18 protein-coding genes and 1 tRNA gene are annotated in these 15,596 nt (G+C 56.6%); 11 read left to right on the top strand and 8 right to left on the bottom strand.

Features of this window, described 5'->3' with window-relative positions; all coding sequences use genetic code 11:
- Positions 1-243 (bottom strand): IS5 family transposase (locus tag B145_RS0114480; RefSeq protein WP_018608301.1); only part of this gene is annotated, 243 nt, incomplete at its 3' end.
- Between the two features lie 236 nt (positions 244-479).
- On the opposite strand from B145_RS0114480, the gene B145_RS25740 reads away from it, so the two are divergent.
- A complete protein-coding gene (locus B145_RS25740; RefSeq protein ID WP_018608300.1) occupies positions 480-1,217 on the top strand; it encodes a hypothetical protein in 738 nt (245 codons plus the stop codon).
- Between the two features lie 517 nt (positions 1,218-1,734).
- Here B145_RS25740 and B145_RS0114470 read toward each other — a convergent pair.
- A tRNA-Thr gene (locus tag B145_RS0114470) sits at positions 1,735-1,810 on the bottom strand.
- 149 nt (positions 1,811-1,959) lie between these two features.
- Between B145_RS0114470 and B145_RS0114465 the strand changes: the two genes are divergently transcribed.
- From B145_RS0114465 to B145_RS0114450, 4 genes are all read left to right on the top strand, one after another.
- Positions 1,960-3,477, top strand: a complete 1,518-nt coding sequence (locus B145_RS0114465; RefSeq protein WP_018608299.1) for a hybrid sensor histidine kinase/response regulator — start codon at positions 1,960-1,962, stop codon at positions 3,475-3,477.
- Between the two features lies 1 nt (position 3,478).
- Positions 3,479-4,120, top strand: coding sequence for a response regulator (locus B145_RS0114460; protein ID WP_018608298.1), 642 nt, complete (start codon positions 3,479-3,481; stop codon positions 4,118-4,120).
- 51 nt (positions 4,121-4,171) lie between these two features.
- Complete coding sequence (locus B145_RS0114455) at positions 4,172-5,941, top strand: GGDEF domain-containing protein (protein ID WP_018608297.1); 1,770 nt, start codon at positions 4,172-4,174, stop codon at positions 5,939-5,941.
- Between the two features lie 118 nt (positions 5,942-6,059).
- Positions 6,060-6,542 carry a Spy/CpxP family protein refolding chaperone gene (locus B145_RS0114450; protein WP_018608296.1) on the top strand — a complete coding sequence of 161 codons (483 nt, stop codon included), beginning with the start codon at positions 6,060-6,062 and terminating at the stop codon, positions 6,540-6,542.
- 95 nt (positions 6,543-6,637) lie between these two features.
- Here B145_RS0114450 and B145_RS28165 read toward each other — a convergent pair whose 3' ends face one another.
- From B145_RS28165 to B145_RS0114425, 5 genes are read right to left on the bottom strand one after another with little or no spacing between them, the layout of a single operon-like run.
- On the bottom strand, positions 6,638-7,915 hold the full coding sequence (locus B145_RS28165; protein ID WP_018608295.1) for a transporter substrate-binding domain-containing protein: 1,278 nt from the start codon (positions 7,913-7,915) through the stop codon (positions 6,638-6,640).
- A 54-nt stretch (positions 7,916-7,969) separates the two neighbouring features.
- Positions 7,970-8,281 (bottom strand): DUF167 domain-containing protein, encoded by a 312-nt coding sequence (locus B145_RS0114440; RefSeq protein ID WP_018608294.1) that lies wholly within the window; start codon positions 8,279-8,281, stop codon positions 7,970-7,972.
- Positions 8,282-8,289: 8 nt separating this feature from the next.
- Positions 8,290-8,862, bottom strand: a complete 573-nt coding sequence (locus tag B145_RS0114435) for a YggT family protein (protein ID WP_018608293.1) — start codon at positions 8,860-8,862, stop codon at positions 8,290-8,292.
- 16 nt (positions 8,863-8,878) lie between these two features.
- A complete protein-coding gene (gene proC, locus B145_RS0114430; protein WP_018608292.1) occupies positions 8,879-9,697 on the bottom strand; it encodes a pyrroline-5-carboxylate reductase in 819 nt (272 codons plus the stop codon).
- 59 nt (positions 9,698-9,756) lie between these two features.
- Positions 9,757-10,458, bottom strand: a complete 702-nt coding sequence (locus B145_RS0114425; protein ID WP_018608291.1) for a YggS family pyridoxal phosphate-dependent enzyme — start codon at positions 10,456-10,458, stop codon at positions 9,757-9,759.
- A gap of 98 nt (positions 10,459-10,556) precedes the next feature.
- On the opposite strand from B145_RS0114425, the gene B145_RS0114420 reads away from it, so the two are divergent.
- The 4 genes from B145_RS0114420 (at position 10,557) to B145_RS0114405 (ending at position 14,435) form a co-directional block, all read left to right on the top strand.
- Positions 10,557-11,603, top strand: a complete 1,047-nt coding sequence (locus B145_RS0114420; protein WP_018608290.1) for a type IV pilus twitching motility protein PilT — start codon at positions 10,557-10,559, stop codon at positions 11,601-11,603.
- A gap of 91 nt (positions 11,604-11,694) precedes the next feature.
- Positions 11,695-12,828 carry a PilT/PilU family type 4a pilus ATPase gene (locus B145_RS0114415; RefSeq protein WP_018608289.1) on the top strand — a complete coding sequence of 378 codons (1,134 nt, stop codon included), beginning with the start codon at positions 11,695-11,697 and terminating at the stop codon, positions 12,826-12,828.
- A gap of 207 nt (positions 12,829-13,035) precedes the next feature.
- Entirely contained in the window at positions 13,036-13,548 is a 513-nt protein-coding gene (locus B145_RS0114410; RefSeq protein WP_018608288.1) for a disulfide bond formation protein B, read from the top strand.
- Positions 13,545-14,435, top strand: coding sequence for an SMP-30/gluconolactonase/LRE family protein (locus B145_RS0114405; RefSeq protein ID WP_211209841.1), 891 nt, complete (start codon positions 13,545-13,547; stop codon positions 14,433-14,435). Before B145_RS0114410 ends, B145_RS0114405 begins: the two co-directional genes overlap by 4 nt.
- A gap of 199 nt (positions 14,436-14,634) precedes the next feature.
- On the opposite strand, the gene B145_RS0114400 is transcribed toward B145_RS0114405, so the two are convergent.
- The gene (locus B145_RS0114400; protein WP_018608286.1) at positions 14,635-15,036 is read right to left on the bottom strand and encodes an ACT domain-containing protein; all 402 of its coding nucleotides are present in this window, start codon (positions 15,034-15,036) and stop codon (positions 14,635-14,637) included.
- 255 nt (positions 15,037-15,291) lie between these two features.
- Here B145_RS0114400 and B145_RS28715 point away from each other — a divergent pair, with 255 nt between their 5' ends.
- Positions 15,292-15,441 (top strand): hypothetical protein, encoded by a 150-nt coding sequence (locus B145_RS28715; protein ID WP_018608285.1) that lies wholly within the window; start codon positions 15,292-15,294, stop codon positions 15,439-15,441.
- A 17-nt stretch (positions 15,442-15,458) separates the two neighbouring features.
- Positions 15,459-15,596: hypothetical protein (locus B145_RS25735; protein ID WP_018608284.1), on the top strand; the 138-nt coding region annotated here is incomplete at its 3' end.

Genomic DNA, 15,596 nt, shown 5'->3' with positions numbered 1-15,596 from the left:
GCTTAAACCGTCTGGACCAAGTTCGCTCCACTTGGCGAAATAGGCATGCACCGTGCGCCATTTCGGATATTCACTGGGCAGCATCCGCCACTGGCAGCCACTTTTTAGCAAATACAGCACGCCACAGAACACATCATATAGATCAACCGTACGGGGCTTGGTCTGTTTGCGTACACTTTCCAGCAAAGGACGGATCTGTTCGAACGCTTCCCTGCTCACATCACTGGGGTATTTCTTTCTCATGCCGCAGCTTACGACATTCAAATGATTGTGAACAGGTTCTGAGACCTATAGCGGCGCTCAAAGTTGAGTGATTTTCCCTCAGAATATTATTGTTGCTAATTTTTGGGTGACATCTGTCGTATATCGCCTGTTGGTATGGCTGGGATGGGTTTGCGGTTAAAATTCCTGAATCCTGGTTACTGTCTCTCATTGCGGATCGTAAGCTGCTTCCTGATGGCGCATAGAAAGGTTTGGCGATGCGGCAGTTCCTTAAATATTTTCTGTTGGTAGGTGTGGTATTGCTTGCCGTCAGCCTATGGCGTTCGAGCGTTTTGCCAGAGCGTAGTGAACTGGTGGCCAGTTTGCAGGGGGAGCCTGAACAAACGCCCGTGGCAATGGCCCCGTTCGATGTGGTGTCCGGTGGTATCACTTATACGGTCAAACCACTTTATCGCTATGATCTGAATGGGCTGATTGTCAGCAAACACAATGCCGATACGTGGTGGGACTACCTGCATCGTGAATCGAATGATGCGCTCAATATCACAGACCTCTGTGTGGTGTGGGGCAGCAATATTGAGAGTGATGTGTATCGGCAGATCAGCTTCTCCAACGGCCAATTCACCTGCAATTACAGTACCGGCTCCAATGAAGTGTGGGCGGCATTCAATCAGGCTGCTGTATCCAACAATCATCTGCTTGCCGATGATCCGGCATTGGCGCGCTTGATGCACAAGGTCGAGGTAGGTGATCAGGTGCGCTTTCGGGGTTATCTGGCCGAGTATTCCCATCACCACGGTTTTGAATTCCATCGTGGTACCAGCACGGTGCGCACAGATAGTGGGAATGGCGCATGCGAAACGGTTTACGTGGAGAGCTTTGAAATCCTCCGCTCCGGTGGTGGTCCTTGGCGTGTATTGCGTTGGGTGGCAGGGGTGATGCTTGTGCTGGGGGTGATCGGCTGGTTTATGCAGCCAGTGAGGTTTGATGATTGATTATGAGAATGTGACGCCGAGACTCTCGCTGAGTTGCTGTTGAGTTTCCTGGCTGGCAATGCATAAATACGCGTATGGAATTTATTTTCGATCGTCCAAATGCGGGCAGCACGTGCTGATTGTTCAGACGATTCATGATGATCGGATGGATCGTCCGATTTCTGCGCCGAATCCCCCTCAAAGTCAAACCATCAGCCTTCCTCCGTCCGACTGGCTGCCAGTGCGTGCTGGTGCCTTTCGATGCAAGGGAAGGTGGGGCCGTGTCCGGCTATGATGTGCGCGGCTTTCCGCTTGTCTGCCTACCTACCCGCTGTCAGAGCACTTCCAATACGCCGCCGCAACATGTGCCACGCATAAGTTCTGGTACATTTTGGGTGCAGTCGTGTCGATAAAAGACGGAAAAAGGCAGAAAAAGCCGAAACACCTCGAACCCCGAAAAATTACGGGAAGCAGCACTTGCAGTGCTTGGGATTAGAGCGTTTTTGCCGGAAGTCGAAAAACTTCGGAGAAGGTATCGTGGTGCCGCTTATCTGACTCGAACAGATGACCTACCGCTTACAAGGCGGTTGCTCTACCAACTGAGCTAAAGCGGCACGGTGTGTTGCCGTGGCGCAAGCAGGAAACTCCTTGCGCGGGGCGTGATTGTACATCAAAACGGATTTGGTGTGAGTGCTTGGCGTATCATTATCGATTCGGCGCCATCTTCCTTGGTGGTGCCCTTGCTCATACAGGTTTTGTACCCATGCGCTATACGCTTGCCCCCACGCCTTTGCGTGTGCTGCTGGTTGAAGATAATGAGGATGATGCCTTGCTGCTGTTGCGCCATCTGCTCAAGGCGGGCTATGTGCTGCACTCGCGCCAAGTGTATACGCTGGCGAAGCTGGAGGCCGCTTTGCAGGAGGAGGGGGGCTGGGATGTGGTGATCTCGGATTACTCCTTGCCGGGTTTTTCCGCTGCGCAGGCGTTGGAGATGGTGTTGTGCTACCAGATGGATCTGCCATTCATCGTGGTCTCCGGCATGATTGATGAGGAAACGGCCTGCAATCTGATGCGGGCGGGGGCTCAGGATTATCTGCTCAAGGATCGGCTGGATCGTCTCGTTCCCGTTATTGAGCGTGAGCGTCGTGAGGCGTTGATCCGCTGCGAACGGCGTGAGGCGCTGGGAGCCGTGCAGGTCAGCGAGGCACGTTTCCAGGCCATGGCGGCAAATGTGCCAGGGGTGCTGTTTCAAATGCGGGTGGAGGCGGGGGATGCCCTGCGGTTTCTGTTCGTGAGCGAAGCCAGCCAGATGCTTTTGGGGATGCCTGCCGATGCCTTGCTGGGGCACAGCGATTTGTTGCTGGATCTGATGCAGACACAGGATCGGGAGGAGTTTCTTCAGGCATTCCGTAGTGCGGCGCAGCGTGGCGTGACCTTGAATTGGGAGGGCCGCATTTTCCTGGCCGAGGATGACTTCAAGTGGATCAATGTGCGCTGTTCGCCTCGGGCACTGGCTAACGGGCGCGTGGTGTGGGAAGGGGTGATGTGGAACATCACCCATAGCAAGCAGGCAGAAATGCAATTGCGGGCTTCTCGCGCCCAACTGGCGGAGCTGTCTGATCACCTTCAGCGGGTAAAGGAGGAAGAACGCGAGCGGATTGCCCGTGATATTCACGATGTACTGGGCGGCACTTTGGTCGGGATCAAGATTTCCGCCTCTTTGCTGGGGGCGAAGCTGGATGGTGAGCCTGCATTGCGGGGCAGGGTGCGTGATATTGAGCATATGCTGGATGAGGCAATCACAACTGCCGGGCGGGTGGCGCGTGAGCTGCGCCCCGGTATTCTCAAGGAATTCGGTCTGGCTGCTGCCGTTGAGAGCTATGCCGAGGACTATGCGCAACGTACCGGCATCCGCTGTGAGGTGCTGTGTGCGGATCACGATATTGAAACGGATGAGGGGACTGCCTTGGCATTGTTCCGCACTTATCAGGAGGCCTTGACCAATGTCAGCAAGCATGCGGCGGCAAGTCGGGTAGAAGTGCGCCTGATGCAGGAAGGGGATGATATTGTGCTAGAGGTGGGGGACGACGGGCGCGGTGTGCGCATCGAAGATATGTCCAAACCCAAATCCTTTGGGCTGCGTAGCATTCGTGAGCGTTTGCGGCAGTTGGGTGGTGAGATGGAAATTCGTACAGGCGTGCCACAGGGTACCCTGGTTTTGTTGCGTGCTCCCTTGGCGCAGCGGGAGGCTAGGATGGAACGAACTGGTTTGGATCAATAAGATGGCTCACAAAATCAGAGTTTTGATTGCAGACGATCACGCCATCATCCGCCACGGTTTGAAGCAGATACTGTCCGATACCGAGGACCTCGAGCTGGCGGGCGAGGCCGACGGTGGCGTAAGTGCCATGCAACTGCTGCGTACCCTGGAGTGCGATGTGGTACTCATGGATGTCTCCATGCCGGACCGCAACGGTATTGACACACTCAAACTCGTCAAAAAAGAATTTCCGCGCCTGCCGGTGTTGATTCTGAGCATGCACCCAGAGGAGCAATACGCTGTGCGTGCCCTGCGGGCGGGTGCTGCGGGTTATTTATCCAAGCAGGCTGCGCCGGAGCAATTGGTGACAGCGCTGCGCCAAGTGGCCAGTGGCAAGAAATATGTGAGCGCCGAGGTGGCTGAGGAATTGGCCAACGCGATTGGCGAAGACCTGGATCGCCCGCCGCATGAGAAGCTCTCCGACCGGGAGTACCAGACACTGTGCATGATCGCCTCAGGTAAGACTTTGACCCAGATTGCCGAGCAGTTGAACCTGAGCGTGAAGACGGTGAGCGTTTATCGTGCGCGCTTACTTGAAAAAATGCGTCTGCACAACAATGCTGAATTGACGCACTATGGGTTGAAACACGGTTTGGTGGACTAGACTTGTGCATCTTGCATCGGAGCGTCTCGGACTTCCCGGAACTGTCACATTATGGTTGATCTGAATTCTCCTTCTGAAATTGCCCGGGAAGTCCTGCGTCGGCTGGCTACGCGCCGTATTCCGCCTACACCGGAAAATTTCCGGGAGATCTACCATGAGATTCTGGGTAGCCCGCCAGAAGAAGGTTTTCCGGAGCGTTCCCTGCGCCAGATCGTGACGGCTTTGCCGAGGGTGACGCCTGAGCAGCTCAAGGTGGCGCGCCAGTTTGAGGCGGTGATCGCAGAGAAGAGCTGGCTTGCGCTCAAGCAGCAACTGGTTACGATGGTCTCGGAGCAGGCCGAAGAGCCGCTGAACTGGAACGCCTTGATCCGTGAGGTGCTTGTCCAGGTTGAGCGCCGTCAATCGGGCCTGAATAGCTTCACCAAGCAGGAGGCGCTTAGCCGGGTGCTTGAAGGTTCGGTCGACCCCACTCTTTTACACTCCCGTCTGCAAGGCTTGATCAAGGGGTGGGCTCTGCTGCCTGCTGCCAACAGCGTGGATGTTGCGGCCGAGTCTGCCCCTGTTGCCGCTGCATCGGCTGTGTCTGAGCCTGCGCATGTCGAGGAGGCAAAGCCAGGGCTGGCTGCTGCACCGGAAGAGTGGCGCATCCTGCTGGCCAGCCTGCTGGAAACGGCAGTGGGCATGCTCCTCATTGATACGCCTGAACTGGCCGGGGAAGCCACGGCCTTGGGCAAGGTACTGCGTGATCCGGTGGAGGGGGCGGGTGAGGCGTTCGACCAGCGGCTCAAGCAGTTTGCCTACAAGGTACAGTGGGCGGCACAGGATCAGAGCTACATCCGCCAGGCACTGTTGAATCTGTTGCAGCTGATCATCGAGAACATTGGCGAACTGGTGATTGAAGACAAATGGCTGCAAGGCCAGATGTCGGTGCTGCTGGAGCTGTTCTCTCGTCCGCTCGACAAGAATTCTCTGGCTGAGTTGGGCGAACGCCTGCGCGATGTGATCCATAAACAAGGCACGATCAAACGCAGTCTGACGGAGGCGCAAAACCGGCTGCGCGAAATGTTGGCGTTCTTTGTGGATCGCCTGGGTGAATTGGCTGAATCAACCGGTAACTATCACGGCAAGATCACGGCCTTTGCAGAACGCATCAGCACGGCTGGCAGTCTGCAGGAACTGGCTGGCTTGGTGGATGACATCGCCAAGGAGACGCAGACTGTTGAGCAGAGTGCCCGCCGTTCGCAAGCCGAACTGCAGAGTTTGCGTACCACGGTAGACCAGGCACACAAGGAAATCGCCCGGCTGGAAACCGAACTTTCACAGGCCAGCGAAATGGTGCGCCACGACCCACTGACCGGTGCGCTCAACCGCAAGGGCTTTGAAGAGATGCTGGAACGCGAGATGGCCCGCCAAGTGCGGCGCAGCAGCTTGCTCAGCATTTCCCTGCTGGACGTTGATAATTTCAAAGCGCTCAATGACACCTACGGCCACGCCACGGGTGACGATGCCTTGCGTCATCTCGCCATGGTTATCCGTGAGAATCTGCGTCCACAGGACTCCTGCGCCCGCTACGGCGGCGAGGAGTTTCTTGTGCTGCTGCCCGATACGGGCATGGAGGATGCCGCCATCGTCATGCGTCGCCTGCAACGTGAGCTGACCAAGCGTTTCTTCCTGCACGAGAACCAGAAGCTATTGATCACTTTCAGTGCCGGCGTCACCGAAATCAAGGATGGCGAGGCACCGGAGGAAGCGATTGGGCGTGCCGACAAGGCCATGTATAGCGCCAAGCGACAGGGCAAGAACCGCGTCGAGATCGGCTGAGCCGGTCTGAATCTACCCACTTCGGTGAGTTGTTACATCCGCTTACCAAGCATTACAACCTGTTGTAATGCCTGCGTGCAGAATGCATACATCAACAACCCGTACAGTGGAGCACGCGATGCAGTCCAAAACTGAACAGATTATCCGCCGCTTTCTGATGGTCAGCTCTTTGGCATTGGCCTTGCCAGTCTCAAGCGCCATGGCTGCAGCGCCAAGCCATGGTGACGCAGATACCATGCAGATGGCGGGTCGAAGCATGCACGCCGGTATGGAGCATCATTATTTTGCGATGCTGCGCAAGCTTGACCTGAGTGCTGAACAGCAAAAGCAACTGCGCTTGTTGCGTGACGCACAATCGGATGCACTGCGCCCCATCGAACGCAATCTGCGCGAAGAGCATATCGCCTTGCGTGACGTGGCGTCGGCCGATAGTTATGACGCCAAGAAGGCGGCTGAAATTTCAGAACGCATTGGCCGCCTGCATGGGCAAATGGCACTCTCCCTGGTAGAAGGACATCGTAAGGTGCTGGATGTTCTGACGCCCGAGCAGCGCGCCAAGCTCAATACATTGGTATCTGAGCACAATCGCTCCACGAAGTAGGCCGCCAGCCTTTCTTTTGCATTCTCCTGATGATGATTTCACCGGGCAGCATGACGCTGACCCGGTGTTTTTTTGCCTGCAAATCCTGGGCAGAATTACTTCAACCAGCCATCAAGCAGTTTCTGGTAAGTCCTATCAATGAGCGCACTATGCAGAAACTGGTCGACATACTCCTTGAATACCATATCCCCTCGCGGCAGCATGTAGGCTTTCTCACTGACCGTGAATGGCTTGTCAGGATGCACAGCGCATAGTCCTGGGTGTTGCTTCTGTTGCAGTTGGGTCTCGATGGCATCCGTCATCATGACGTCGGCGTTGTTCTGCAGAATCTGCTCAAAGATCGTTACGTTGTCTGGGAAGACCGTGATGGGCGCCCGCTTGAGCCGGGCACGGGCAAAGCGCTCGTTGGTGCCGCCCGGATTGACGATGACGCGTACATCGGGGCTGTCAATCTGCTCCAGTGTCTGGAAGCGGTCTTTGTCCGCGCAGCGCACAATAGGTGTTTTACCGTCGGTATGTACAGGCACGGAGAAGAATGCTTGGCGCACACGATCCATGACGATGGAAATACCGCCACTGGCGATATCGCAACGATTGGCCAGGAAATCGTTCATCAATCCGCCCCAGGTGGTCGGCACAAATTGTACATCCACCTTCAGGCTTGCGGCCAGTTGCCGACCGATTTCCACATCCACCCCTTCAAAGGCATAGCGATCTGCGCGCCAAAGGGTGAAGGGCTTGTAGTCCCCTGTCATGCATACACGCAACAGCCCGCTACGTTGCACAACATCCAGGCGGGATTCGTCTGTTTGTGCCTGGGCACGCGCCGTCAGAGGGGCTGCGGCAATCTTCCAGCTCAGCGTGTTGGTGTCGGCTGGGCGTGCGGCCAGGATTTCCTGTGCAGTGCTTTTCGCCAGCAGTGGGCTTGCTTCGGCCAGGGCGGCCAGTTGGCGGCGATTGAGCGCCTCGCTGCGTACTGCCAGTTGTTGGGCCGTTGCGGCGTCTGAATCCGGGTCGGCAGCGGGAGGGATGCTCTTGCCGGACAACCATCCTTGGTACAGGCGCCATTGCTCGGCTTTGTTGGCATCAATCTGGGCGCGGAAAAATTCGCGTGCCAAGGCTTCTGGTATGCCATTCGCAATACTGACGGTCACGCTGGCTGCGACCAGATCGCGTTCGGCGGTGGCATTGTCGATGGACGTTTTGCTGCGCCAGTTGAACTGGGCCTGCTCGGCAGCCAGAGAGATGTTCTCGTTGGAGGTGGCCAACAGCTTTTCGACTTGTGGGGTCAGCGCTGCCTGTGCCGTACTGCACGTCAGGCCGACAATGGCACTGGTCAATATGACATAGCGCAGAAGAGGAGGGATATTCATGAAGACTCCAGTCAAAAAAGGCCAGGGCACACCTCTGCCCCAAGGAAAATATGTTCAGTCGGGAGGTGTCAAACCCGCCGCCTGATAAAGTTTGCGCACGATGCCAGGGTTGGTGTCATCAATACGTACCAGCTTGCTGCGATGGGTCTCGCCCTGTAGCAGCACCACAGAACGCTTGGGCAGGCCTGTAAAGTCTGAGAGAAATGCCAGCAGGCAGGCGTTGGCCTTGCCCTCAACAGGGGGCGCGGCCAAACGGATTTTGACGGCTTCGCCATGTATCCCCATGAATTCAGTGCGCTTGGCGCCGGGTTGCACATGTAGATTGAGCAACACGGCGCCATCAGGGGTTTGGCGAATGGGGTCCATGCCCGGCTTCAGAAGAAATGCAAGAGGCTGGTACTGCTGTTTTGGAGTACAAATTGCAGAATCTGCAGGACCAGCAGCAGAAGCAGGGGGGAAAGATCCACGCCTGAGATCGGTGGCACGATTTTTCTGAATGGCGCCAGGAAAGGGGCGATCAAGCTATTGAGCAAGGGCACGATGGGGGCGTATGGATTGACCCAGGAGAGGATCGCCGCCACGATTACCACCCCGCTGAGCAGCATGAGCGCAACGGACAGCAGGTTCAAGGCCCCCACGATTGCGGCTGCGCCGAATAGCATCGCCAGATTGATGGCTCGCATATTGAGAAGGGCCAGCACCATCACCAGCAAGACCTGGATCAGCCAGGCTGGAACGAGGGAGCACAAATCCACCCGGCCTATGCTGGGTAGTATGCGTTGAAGCGGATTGACCACCCAGTTGGTGGTCGCCAGCACAAATTGCCCGAGTTGGCTGACGAACGAGATGCGCATGAAGCGCATGGCCGTGCGTATCAACAACGTCATGGTGAAAAAGCCTGCAACTGTCTGAATGATCATGGACAGTACGCCGATCAGCATTCCCATCAAGAATCTCCCTGGTTCAGGCCGTGTCACGGCCAAGTTGTTCGCCCATTTCCTTGCCCCGCGTGGCAGCAGCTTCCAGCGCCCGCGCAATGATGGCCGGGAACTTGTCTGCAGCTAGGCTTTGGAGCGCGGCGTAAGTGGTGCCTCCCTTGGATGTGACACGTTCGCGCAATACAGCAGGAGATTCTCCACTTTGAGCCGCCAGTGCGGAAGCGCCCACAAGGGTTTCGATGGCGAGCTTGAGGGCTGTGTCAGCCGAGAGCCCCAGTGCCTGACCACCGGCCTGCAAGGCTTCGATAAAGTGGAAAACATAGGCTGGGCCGCTGCCGGAGAGCGCTGTTACGGCTTCGATCAGCTCTTCGCGTTCCACCCACACGCTTGTTCCCACGGCACCGAGGATGTGCCCGACTGCCTCACGGTCCGCAGGGCTCACGCCTTCGCTGGCGAAGAGTCCGGTCACCCCTTTGCCAATCAGCGCGGGGGTGTTGGGCATGGCGCGCACCATGCGGGTGTGGCCTCCGAGCCAGCGGGAGAGGTCTTGCAGACGCAGCCCGGCGGCAATGCTGATTACCAGTTGTTGCCCGAGTTGCCCGGCAAACGGGGCCAATGCTTCGCGCATCTGCTGCGGTTTGACGGCCAGCACCAGTACGTCACAAGCCAATGCGGTGGCGTCCGGTGCAGCCACGGCGCGGATGCCGAAAGCCTGGGCGAGACGTTCGCGGCCCGCATCCAGCAGTTCCACAGCCTGGATGTCAGAGGCGGCAAAACCTTGCTTGAGCAGGCCGCCGATGAGTGCGGAGGCCATATTGCCGCCGCCGAGGAAGGTGATCTTCATGAGTCAGGGTACGCGTGTCGTAAAAGATGGATTGCAGTTGGGTGTGGACATGCACGATTTCAAGCCTCTGGGCGAGGTGGGCGACTGCCAAAAATCGCAGTCCCGATGCGCACCATGGTGGAACCTGCGGCAATGGCCTGCGCCATGTCGGCAGACATGCCCATGGACAGTGTGTCCAATTCAAGGTTCAGGGTGTGCTGCAATTGGTCACGCAGTGTGCGCAGCAAGCCGAAGCGTTGGGCCAGCAGCGCCTCATCCGGCGTGGGTTCAGGAATGCACATCAATCCACGCAGACGCAGGTGCGGGAGCCGTGCCACGGCACTGGCCAGTGCCGGGAGTTCTTCTGGGGCCACGCCGCTTTTACTGTCTTCGCCACTGACATTGACCTGCAAACAGATGTTCAGGTCTGGCAAGGCCGCATCGCGCTGTTCTGACAGGCGTTGGGCAACCTTGAGGCGATCGACTGCATGCACCCACTGAAAATGGCTGGCAATGGGGCGTGTCTTGTTGCTCTGTATGGGGCCGATGAAATGCCAGACCAGATCCAGGTCAACCAGCGCTTCGATCTTGTCGAGGGCCTCTTGCAGGTAATTCTCGCCAAAATCTCGTTGCCCGGCCGCTGCAGCCTCACGGATGGCGTCAGCGGAGCAGGTTTTGGAGACCGCCAGGAGCGTTACACAACCCTTCCGTCGGTCGGATTGATGTGTCGCTGCGTCCACAAGGGTACGAACCCCATTTAGATTGGCGGCTATGTCCGTCATATAATGTTCCGTCTTGTGGGTTACAGTATGGCCCAATGGTGTGGATTATATCAGCCATGTCGCCATCACCCGCTTTGCTTTCAGGAAACGATAAGTCCATGGAAATTACTGAACTGCTTGCATTCTCCGTCAAGAACAAGGCTTCCGACTTGCATTTGTCCGCCGGCCTGCCTCCAATGATCCGCGTTAACGGGGATGTGCGCCGCATCAACCTGCCGCCGCTGGAACACAAGGAAGTCCACGCCATGGTGTATGACATCATGAACGACGGGCAGCGCAAGCAATATGAAGAGTTCCTGGAGTGCGACTTCTCGTTTGCCGTGCCCAATCTGGCGCGTTTCCGGGTTAACGCCTTTGTGCAGGAACGTGGCGCCGGTGCGGTGTTCCGGACCATTCCGTCGAAGGTGCTGTCGCTGGAAGATCTGAACTGCCCCAAGGTATTCAAGGATATTTCTGAGCAGCCGCGTGGCATCGTGCTGGTGACAGGGCCAACCGGCTCGGGCAAGTCCACCACGCTGGCGGCGATGGTCGACTATGTGAACGAGAACCACCATGCCCACATTTTGACCATTGAAGACCCGATCGAATTCGTACACCAGAGCAAGCGCTGCCTGATCAACCAGCGTGAAGTACACCGCGATACGCATTCTTTCTCTAACGCCTTGCGTAGCGCGCTGCGGGAAGACCCGGACGTGATCCTGGTGGGGGAGTTGCGCGACCTGGAAACCATCCGGCTGGCTATGACGGCGGCGGAAACCGGCCACTTGGTGTTTGGCACGTTGCACACCTCGTCTGCTGCCAAGACCATTGACCGTGTGGTCGACGTGTTTCCGGCGGAAGAAAAGGAAATGATCCGTGCCATGCTTTCTGAGTCCCTGCGGGCGGTGATCTCGCAAACCCTGCTCAAGACCAAGGACGGCCAAGGCCGTGTGGCCGCGCACGAAATCATGATCGGCACTCCCGCTATCCGTAACCTGATTCGTGAGGCCAAGGTCGCGCAGATGTACTCTTCAATTCAGACCGGCCAACAGTTTGGCATGCAGACGCTCGACCAGTGCCTGCAAGACCTGGTTCGCCGCAACATCGTTTCTCCTGGGGAAGCACGTGTGCGGGCCGCCAACAAGGATCTCTTCCCCGGCGGCTGAAAGATCGGCAACGCAGCTTTCGTCTTACCCGACCAGGGTGGGACACGATCAATGAACAGGGCAGGGGTAGCCTGCCCAAAGTGGATGGAATATGGAACGCGATCAGGCAGTCAAATTTGTACAAGACCTTTTGAAATTGATGGTGACCAAGAAAGGTTCCGACCTTTTCATCACATCGGGCTTCCCGCCAGCCATCAAGATCGACGGCCGGATCATGCCGCAATCCAATCAGGTGTTGACCCCGCAGCACACCCAGGAAATTGCCCGCGCGGTGATGAACGACAAGCAGTCCGCCGAATTCGAATCGACCAAGGAATGCAACTTTGCCATCTCTCCCGCCGGAGTAGGGCGTTTCCGGATGAATGCCTTCGTGCAGCAAGGGCGTATCGGCTTGATTGCGCGGACCATCGCCCAGCGCATCCCCACCTTGGAAGAGCTGAATCTCCCTCCGATTTTGCGTGACATCGGCATGACCAAGCGCGGGCTGGTGATTTTCGTCGGCGGTACGGGTACGGGTAAAACAACTTCGTTGGCCTCAATGCTCGACTATCGTAACGAGAACAGCTACGGCCATATCATTACGCTGGAAGACCCCATCGAATTCGTGCATGCCCACAAAAATTGCGTGGTGACTCAACGCGAGATCGGCCTGGATACCGATTCCTGGGAGGCGGGCCTGAAGAACACCTTGCGGCAGGCGCCGGACGTGATCCTGATGGGGGAAATCCGCGACCGCGAAACCATGGACTACGCCGTGGCCTTTGCCGAAACGGGTCACTTGTGTCTGGCTACCTTGCACGCCAACAGTGCCAACCAGGCCATCGACCGGATCATCAACTTCTTCCCTGAAGAGCGTCGCGCCCAGTTGTTGATGGATTTGTCCCTGAACCTGCGTTCGCTGATTTCGCAACGCCTGCTGCCGCGTAAGGGTACCAAAGGCCGGATCGCCGCTGTGGAAGTGTTGCTCAATTCGCCGCTGATCTCGGACCTGATCTTCCGTGGCGAAGTGCATGAAATCAAGGAAGTAATGAAGCGCTCCCGCGAACTGGGGATGCAGACCTTTGACCAAGCCTTGTTCGATCTGTACGAAAACGAACTCATTACCTTTGAAGATGCGCTGCGTAACGCGGACTCGGTCAATGACCTGCGCTTGCAGATCAAGCTCAACAGCAAGCATGCCGACCGCGATCTGCTTGCCGGGGTACAGAATCTGGATATCCTGTAGTCCGTAATTGGATTTTTTCCGATCACAAGGCCCGTTCTTTTTATGAAGACGGGTCTTTTTGCTAAGCAGGCTTTCTGGAGCACACAGAGAACACCAGCTCGCCATCCATCTGCACAAAATCCAAAAGGGCCTCTTGATTCCGGCTCGGGAACTAAAAAACTAGAATAATATCTATCCTCCTTCTTTGCTCACCAACACGACCACACCATGCTTGACTTCTACGCGCGTCGCCCTCGTCTGGCCTTGGCTGGCCTCGCTATCCTGTGCTTTGCGGCGGTAGGTGCCGCAGTAACGCTGGGAGCTATTTTCAATCTGGAGGCCTGTGCCATGTGCTGGTTCCAGCGCCTGTCTTTTCTGCTTGCCGGGGCTGGCTTCCTTTTGGCGGCAGCCTGGGAGCGTGGGCGGATCGTGATCCAGCGAATGGGTGAGTTGGGCTTGTTGCTGGCACTGGAAAGTGCAGGGCGCCAGACCTACCTGCTCTCGCACCTGGACGCGGCCCAAGACAATTGCAGCGCCGGGTTGTTCTACTACCTGCAGATCGGCAATTACAACGGTTTCTTCCGCGCGGGCATGTTTGGCGGGATTGATTGCGCCGAGAACCAGCCTACCATCCTGGGCCTGCAATTGCCGGAGTGGAGCCTTGTAGCGGTTGTCTGCCTGATTGTGCTCTACGGGGTGTGGCTCGCACGTAAGGCCTGTGCCACCCGTGCCAAGGCATGATGATGCTGGAATTATTGGCAAAGCCTGTTGTGCAGGCCGCGGTGGCAGATACCCTGGGCGAATGTGTACTGTGGGACGAGCGCCTGCAAACCCTGCGTTGGCTCGATATCCTTGGCAAACGTATCTGGCGGCTCGGGCCGGAAGACGCTACCCCGGCCATGCTGAGCACATCAACACGACCGGCGTGTATGGCGCTGACGGCTGACCCGCAACGGCTGCTGGTAGGGTTCGAAGATGGGTTGTCGTTTCTGAATACCGAATCAGGTGAGGCGACCCGTTTATGTGATGTGGATACGGACAAACCGTATACACGCCTCAATGACGGGCGGTGCGACCGCGACGGTAATTTCCTGTTTGGCACCTATGACGAGGTCGAGCAGAAACCGCGTGGCACCTGGTATCGCTACACGGCTGCGGGCCAGCTTGAAAAGCTGCACCTGCCACCTGTCGCCATTCCCAACAGTCTGTGCCTATCGCTGGATGGTCGGACCCTGTATTTCAGTGATGGCGTCGCACGTTGCATCCAGTGCTGCGACTACGATGCCCGCACAGGGCAGGTGAGCAATCTGCGCGTATTCGCGCCGGTGCCAGAGGGTTACCCGGATGGCTCCACAGTTGATGCGCAGGGCTACATCTGGAATGCCGAATGGGGCAGTTCCCGCGTGGTGCGTTATCGGCCAGACGGACAGATTGACCGCGTCATTTCCGTACCGGTAAGCCAGCCCAGTTGTGTCGCCTTTGGCGGTGCAGCATTGGATACCTTGTTCATCACCAGCGCACGTGTGGGATTGTCCGCCGAGCATCTTGCTACACAGCCACAGGCCGGGCATCTGTTTACAGTGAAGATGAATGATGTCAAAGGCATTACAGAATCACGCTGGGGGTAGATCACTTTTGTGGCAGGAGTAGCATTGGATGCCTGATTTCATCTATTCCTGTTTGCATGGCTAGGTGAATAGATTGCCAAGGCCGTATAACAGACTCCTTACAATCACCAAACCAATTAAATATAGAATGAATTTGGCAATGAATAAGCCAATCTCACTGATTTCAGATCTATTTCTTTTGGTCGGTTGATTTGTCATTTCACTTGTCAGGGGTCGCGTAAGCGATCTGATGTCCCGCAGATTCCAGCGCTGAAATGCTGCGTGCCAAATCGTCTGCTTTGACCAGCACGTGGTCTCCGTCGTAGGTGGAGACCACGAATACACCTACACCGGCTTGTGACAATGGATGAGTGACTGCTGAGATGATCCCCGTCTCATCAAAGGCAAACGGCCCTTTGAGTTGCAGTGCCCGCCAGCCACGTGATGCCTGTGCGGTGGCGGGGATGCGCTCCTCCAGGCAGGTGACTGAAAGTTCTTCATTGGTACGGGTCAGGCTCATGAAGCCGGGGCCGATCACCCAGAGCGGAATGTTGGCGGTGGGGGCGAGGCGGGCAATGCCGTATGATTCTTCAAGTAGATTGAGTGAAAGTGCTTTTGTCATGATAGTAGCGGGAGGCTGGTAATCAAAACCCAGGTTCCGTCTTGTTTGAACGTTGTGTCGGAAGTGCTTTGGCAGCCAGCTTCCAATCCATAATGATACTCCGAGCCCAAAGTGCATTTCAAATTGTGGTGCTGGATGGTGGTTGGTTTTTCCCTGCGACTGGGTCAGTGGAGCGGGCACGGGTATTTCAATCTGTTTGTCTCCTTGCCGCTGCGCAGGGATAATACGGCATGCCTGTCTTGAAGGAGGTATGACGTGCGTATTGTATTGAATCCCCGGCAACAGCTTCACAGCCCGGAGTACGAGTTTTTCCGGGGGCGCAAGGTGCCTTGTTTTGAGAACCCGACCCGTTTTGAGGTGGTCTGGCTCGCCATTCAGGCTAAGAACCTGTTCACAATCATTTGAATGTCGTAAGCTGCGGCATGAGAAAGAAATACCCCAGTGATGTGAGCAGGGAAGCGTTCNAACAGATCCGTCCTTTGCTGGAAAGTGTACGCAAACAGACCAAGCCCCGTACGGTTGATCTATATGATGTGTTCTGTGGCGTGCTGTATTTGCTA

The organism is Uliginosibacterium gangwonense DSM 18521, assembly GCF_000373965.1.
GTDB lineage: Bacteria > Pseudomonadota > Gammaproteobacteria > Burkholderiales > Rhodocyclaceae > Uliginosibacterium > Uliginosibacterium gangwonense.
The sequence above is the reverse complement of the archived record's forward strand: the minus strand, read 5'-3'. Positions and strand labels throughout refer to the sequence as shown.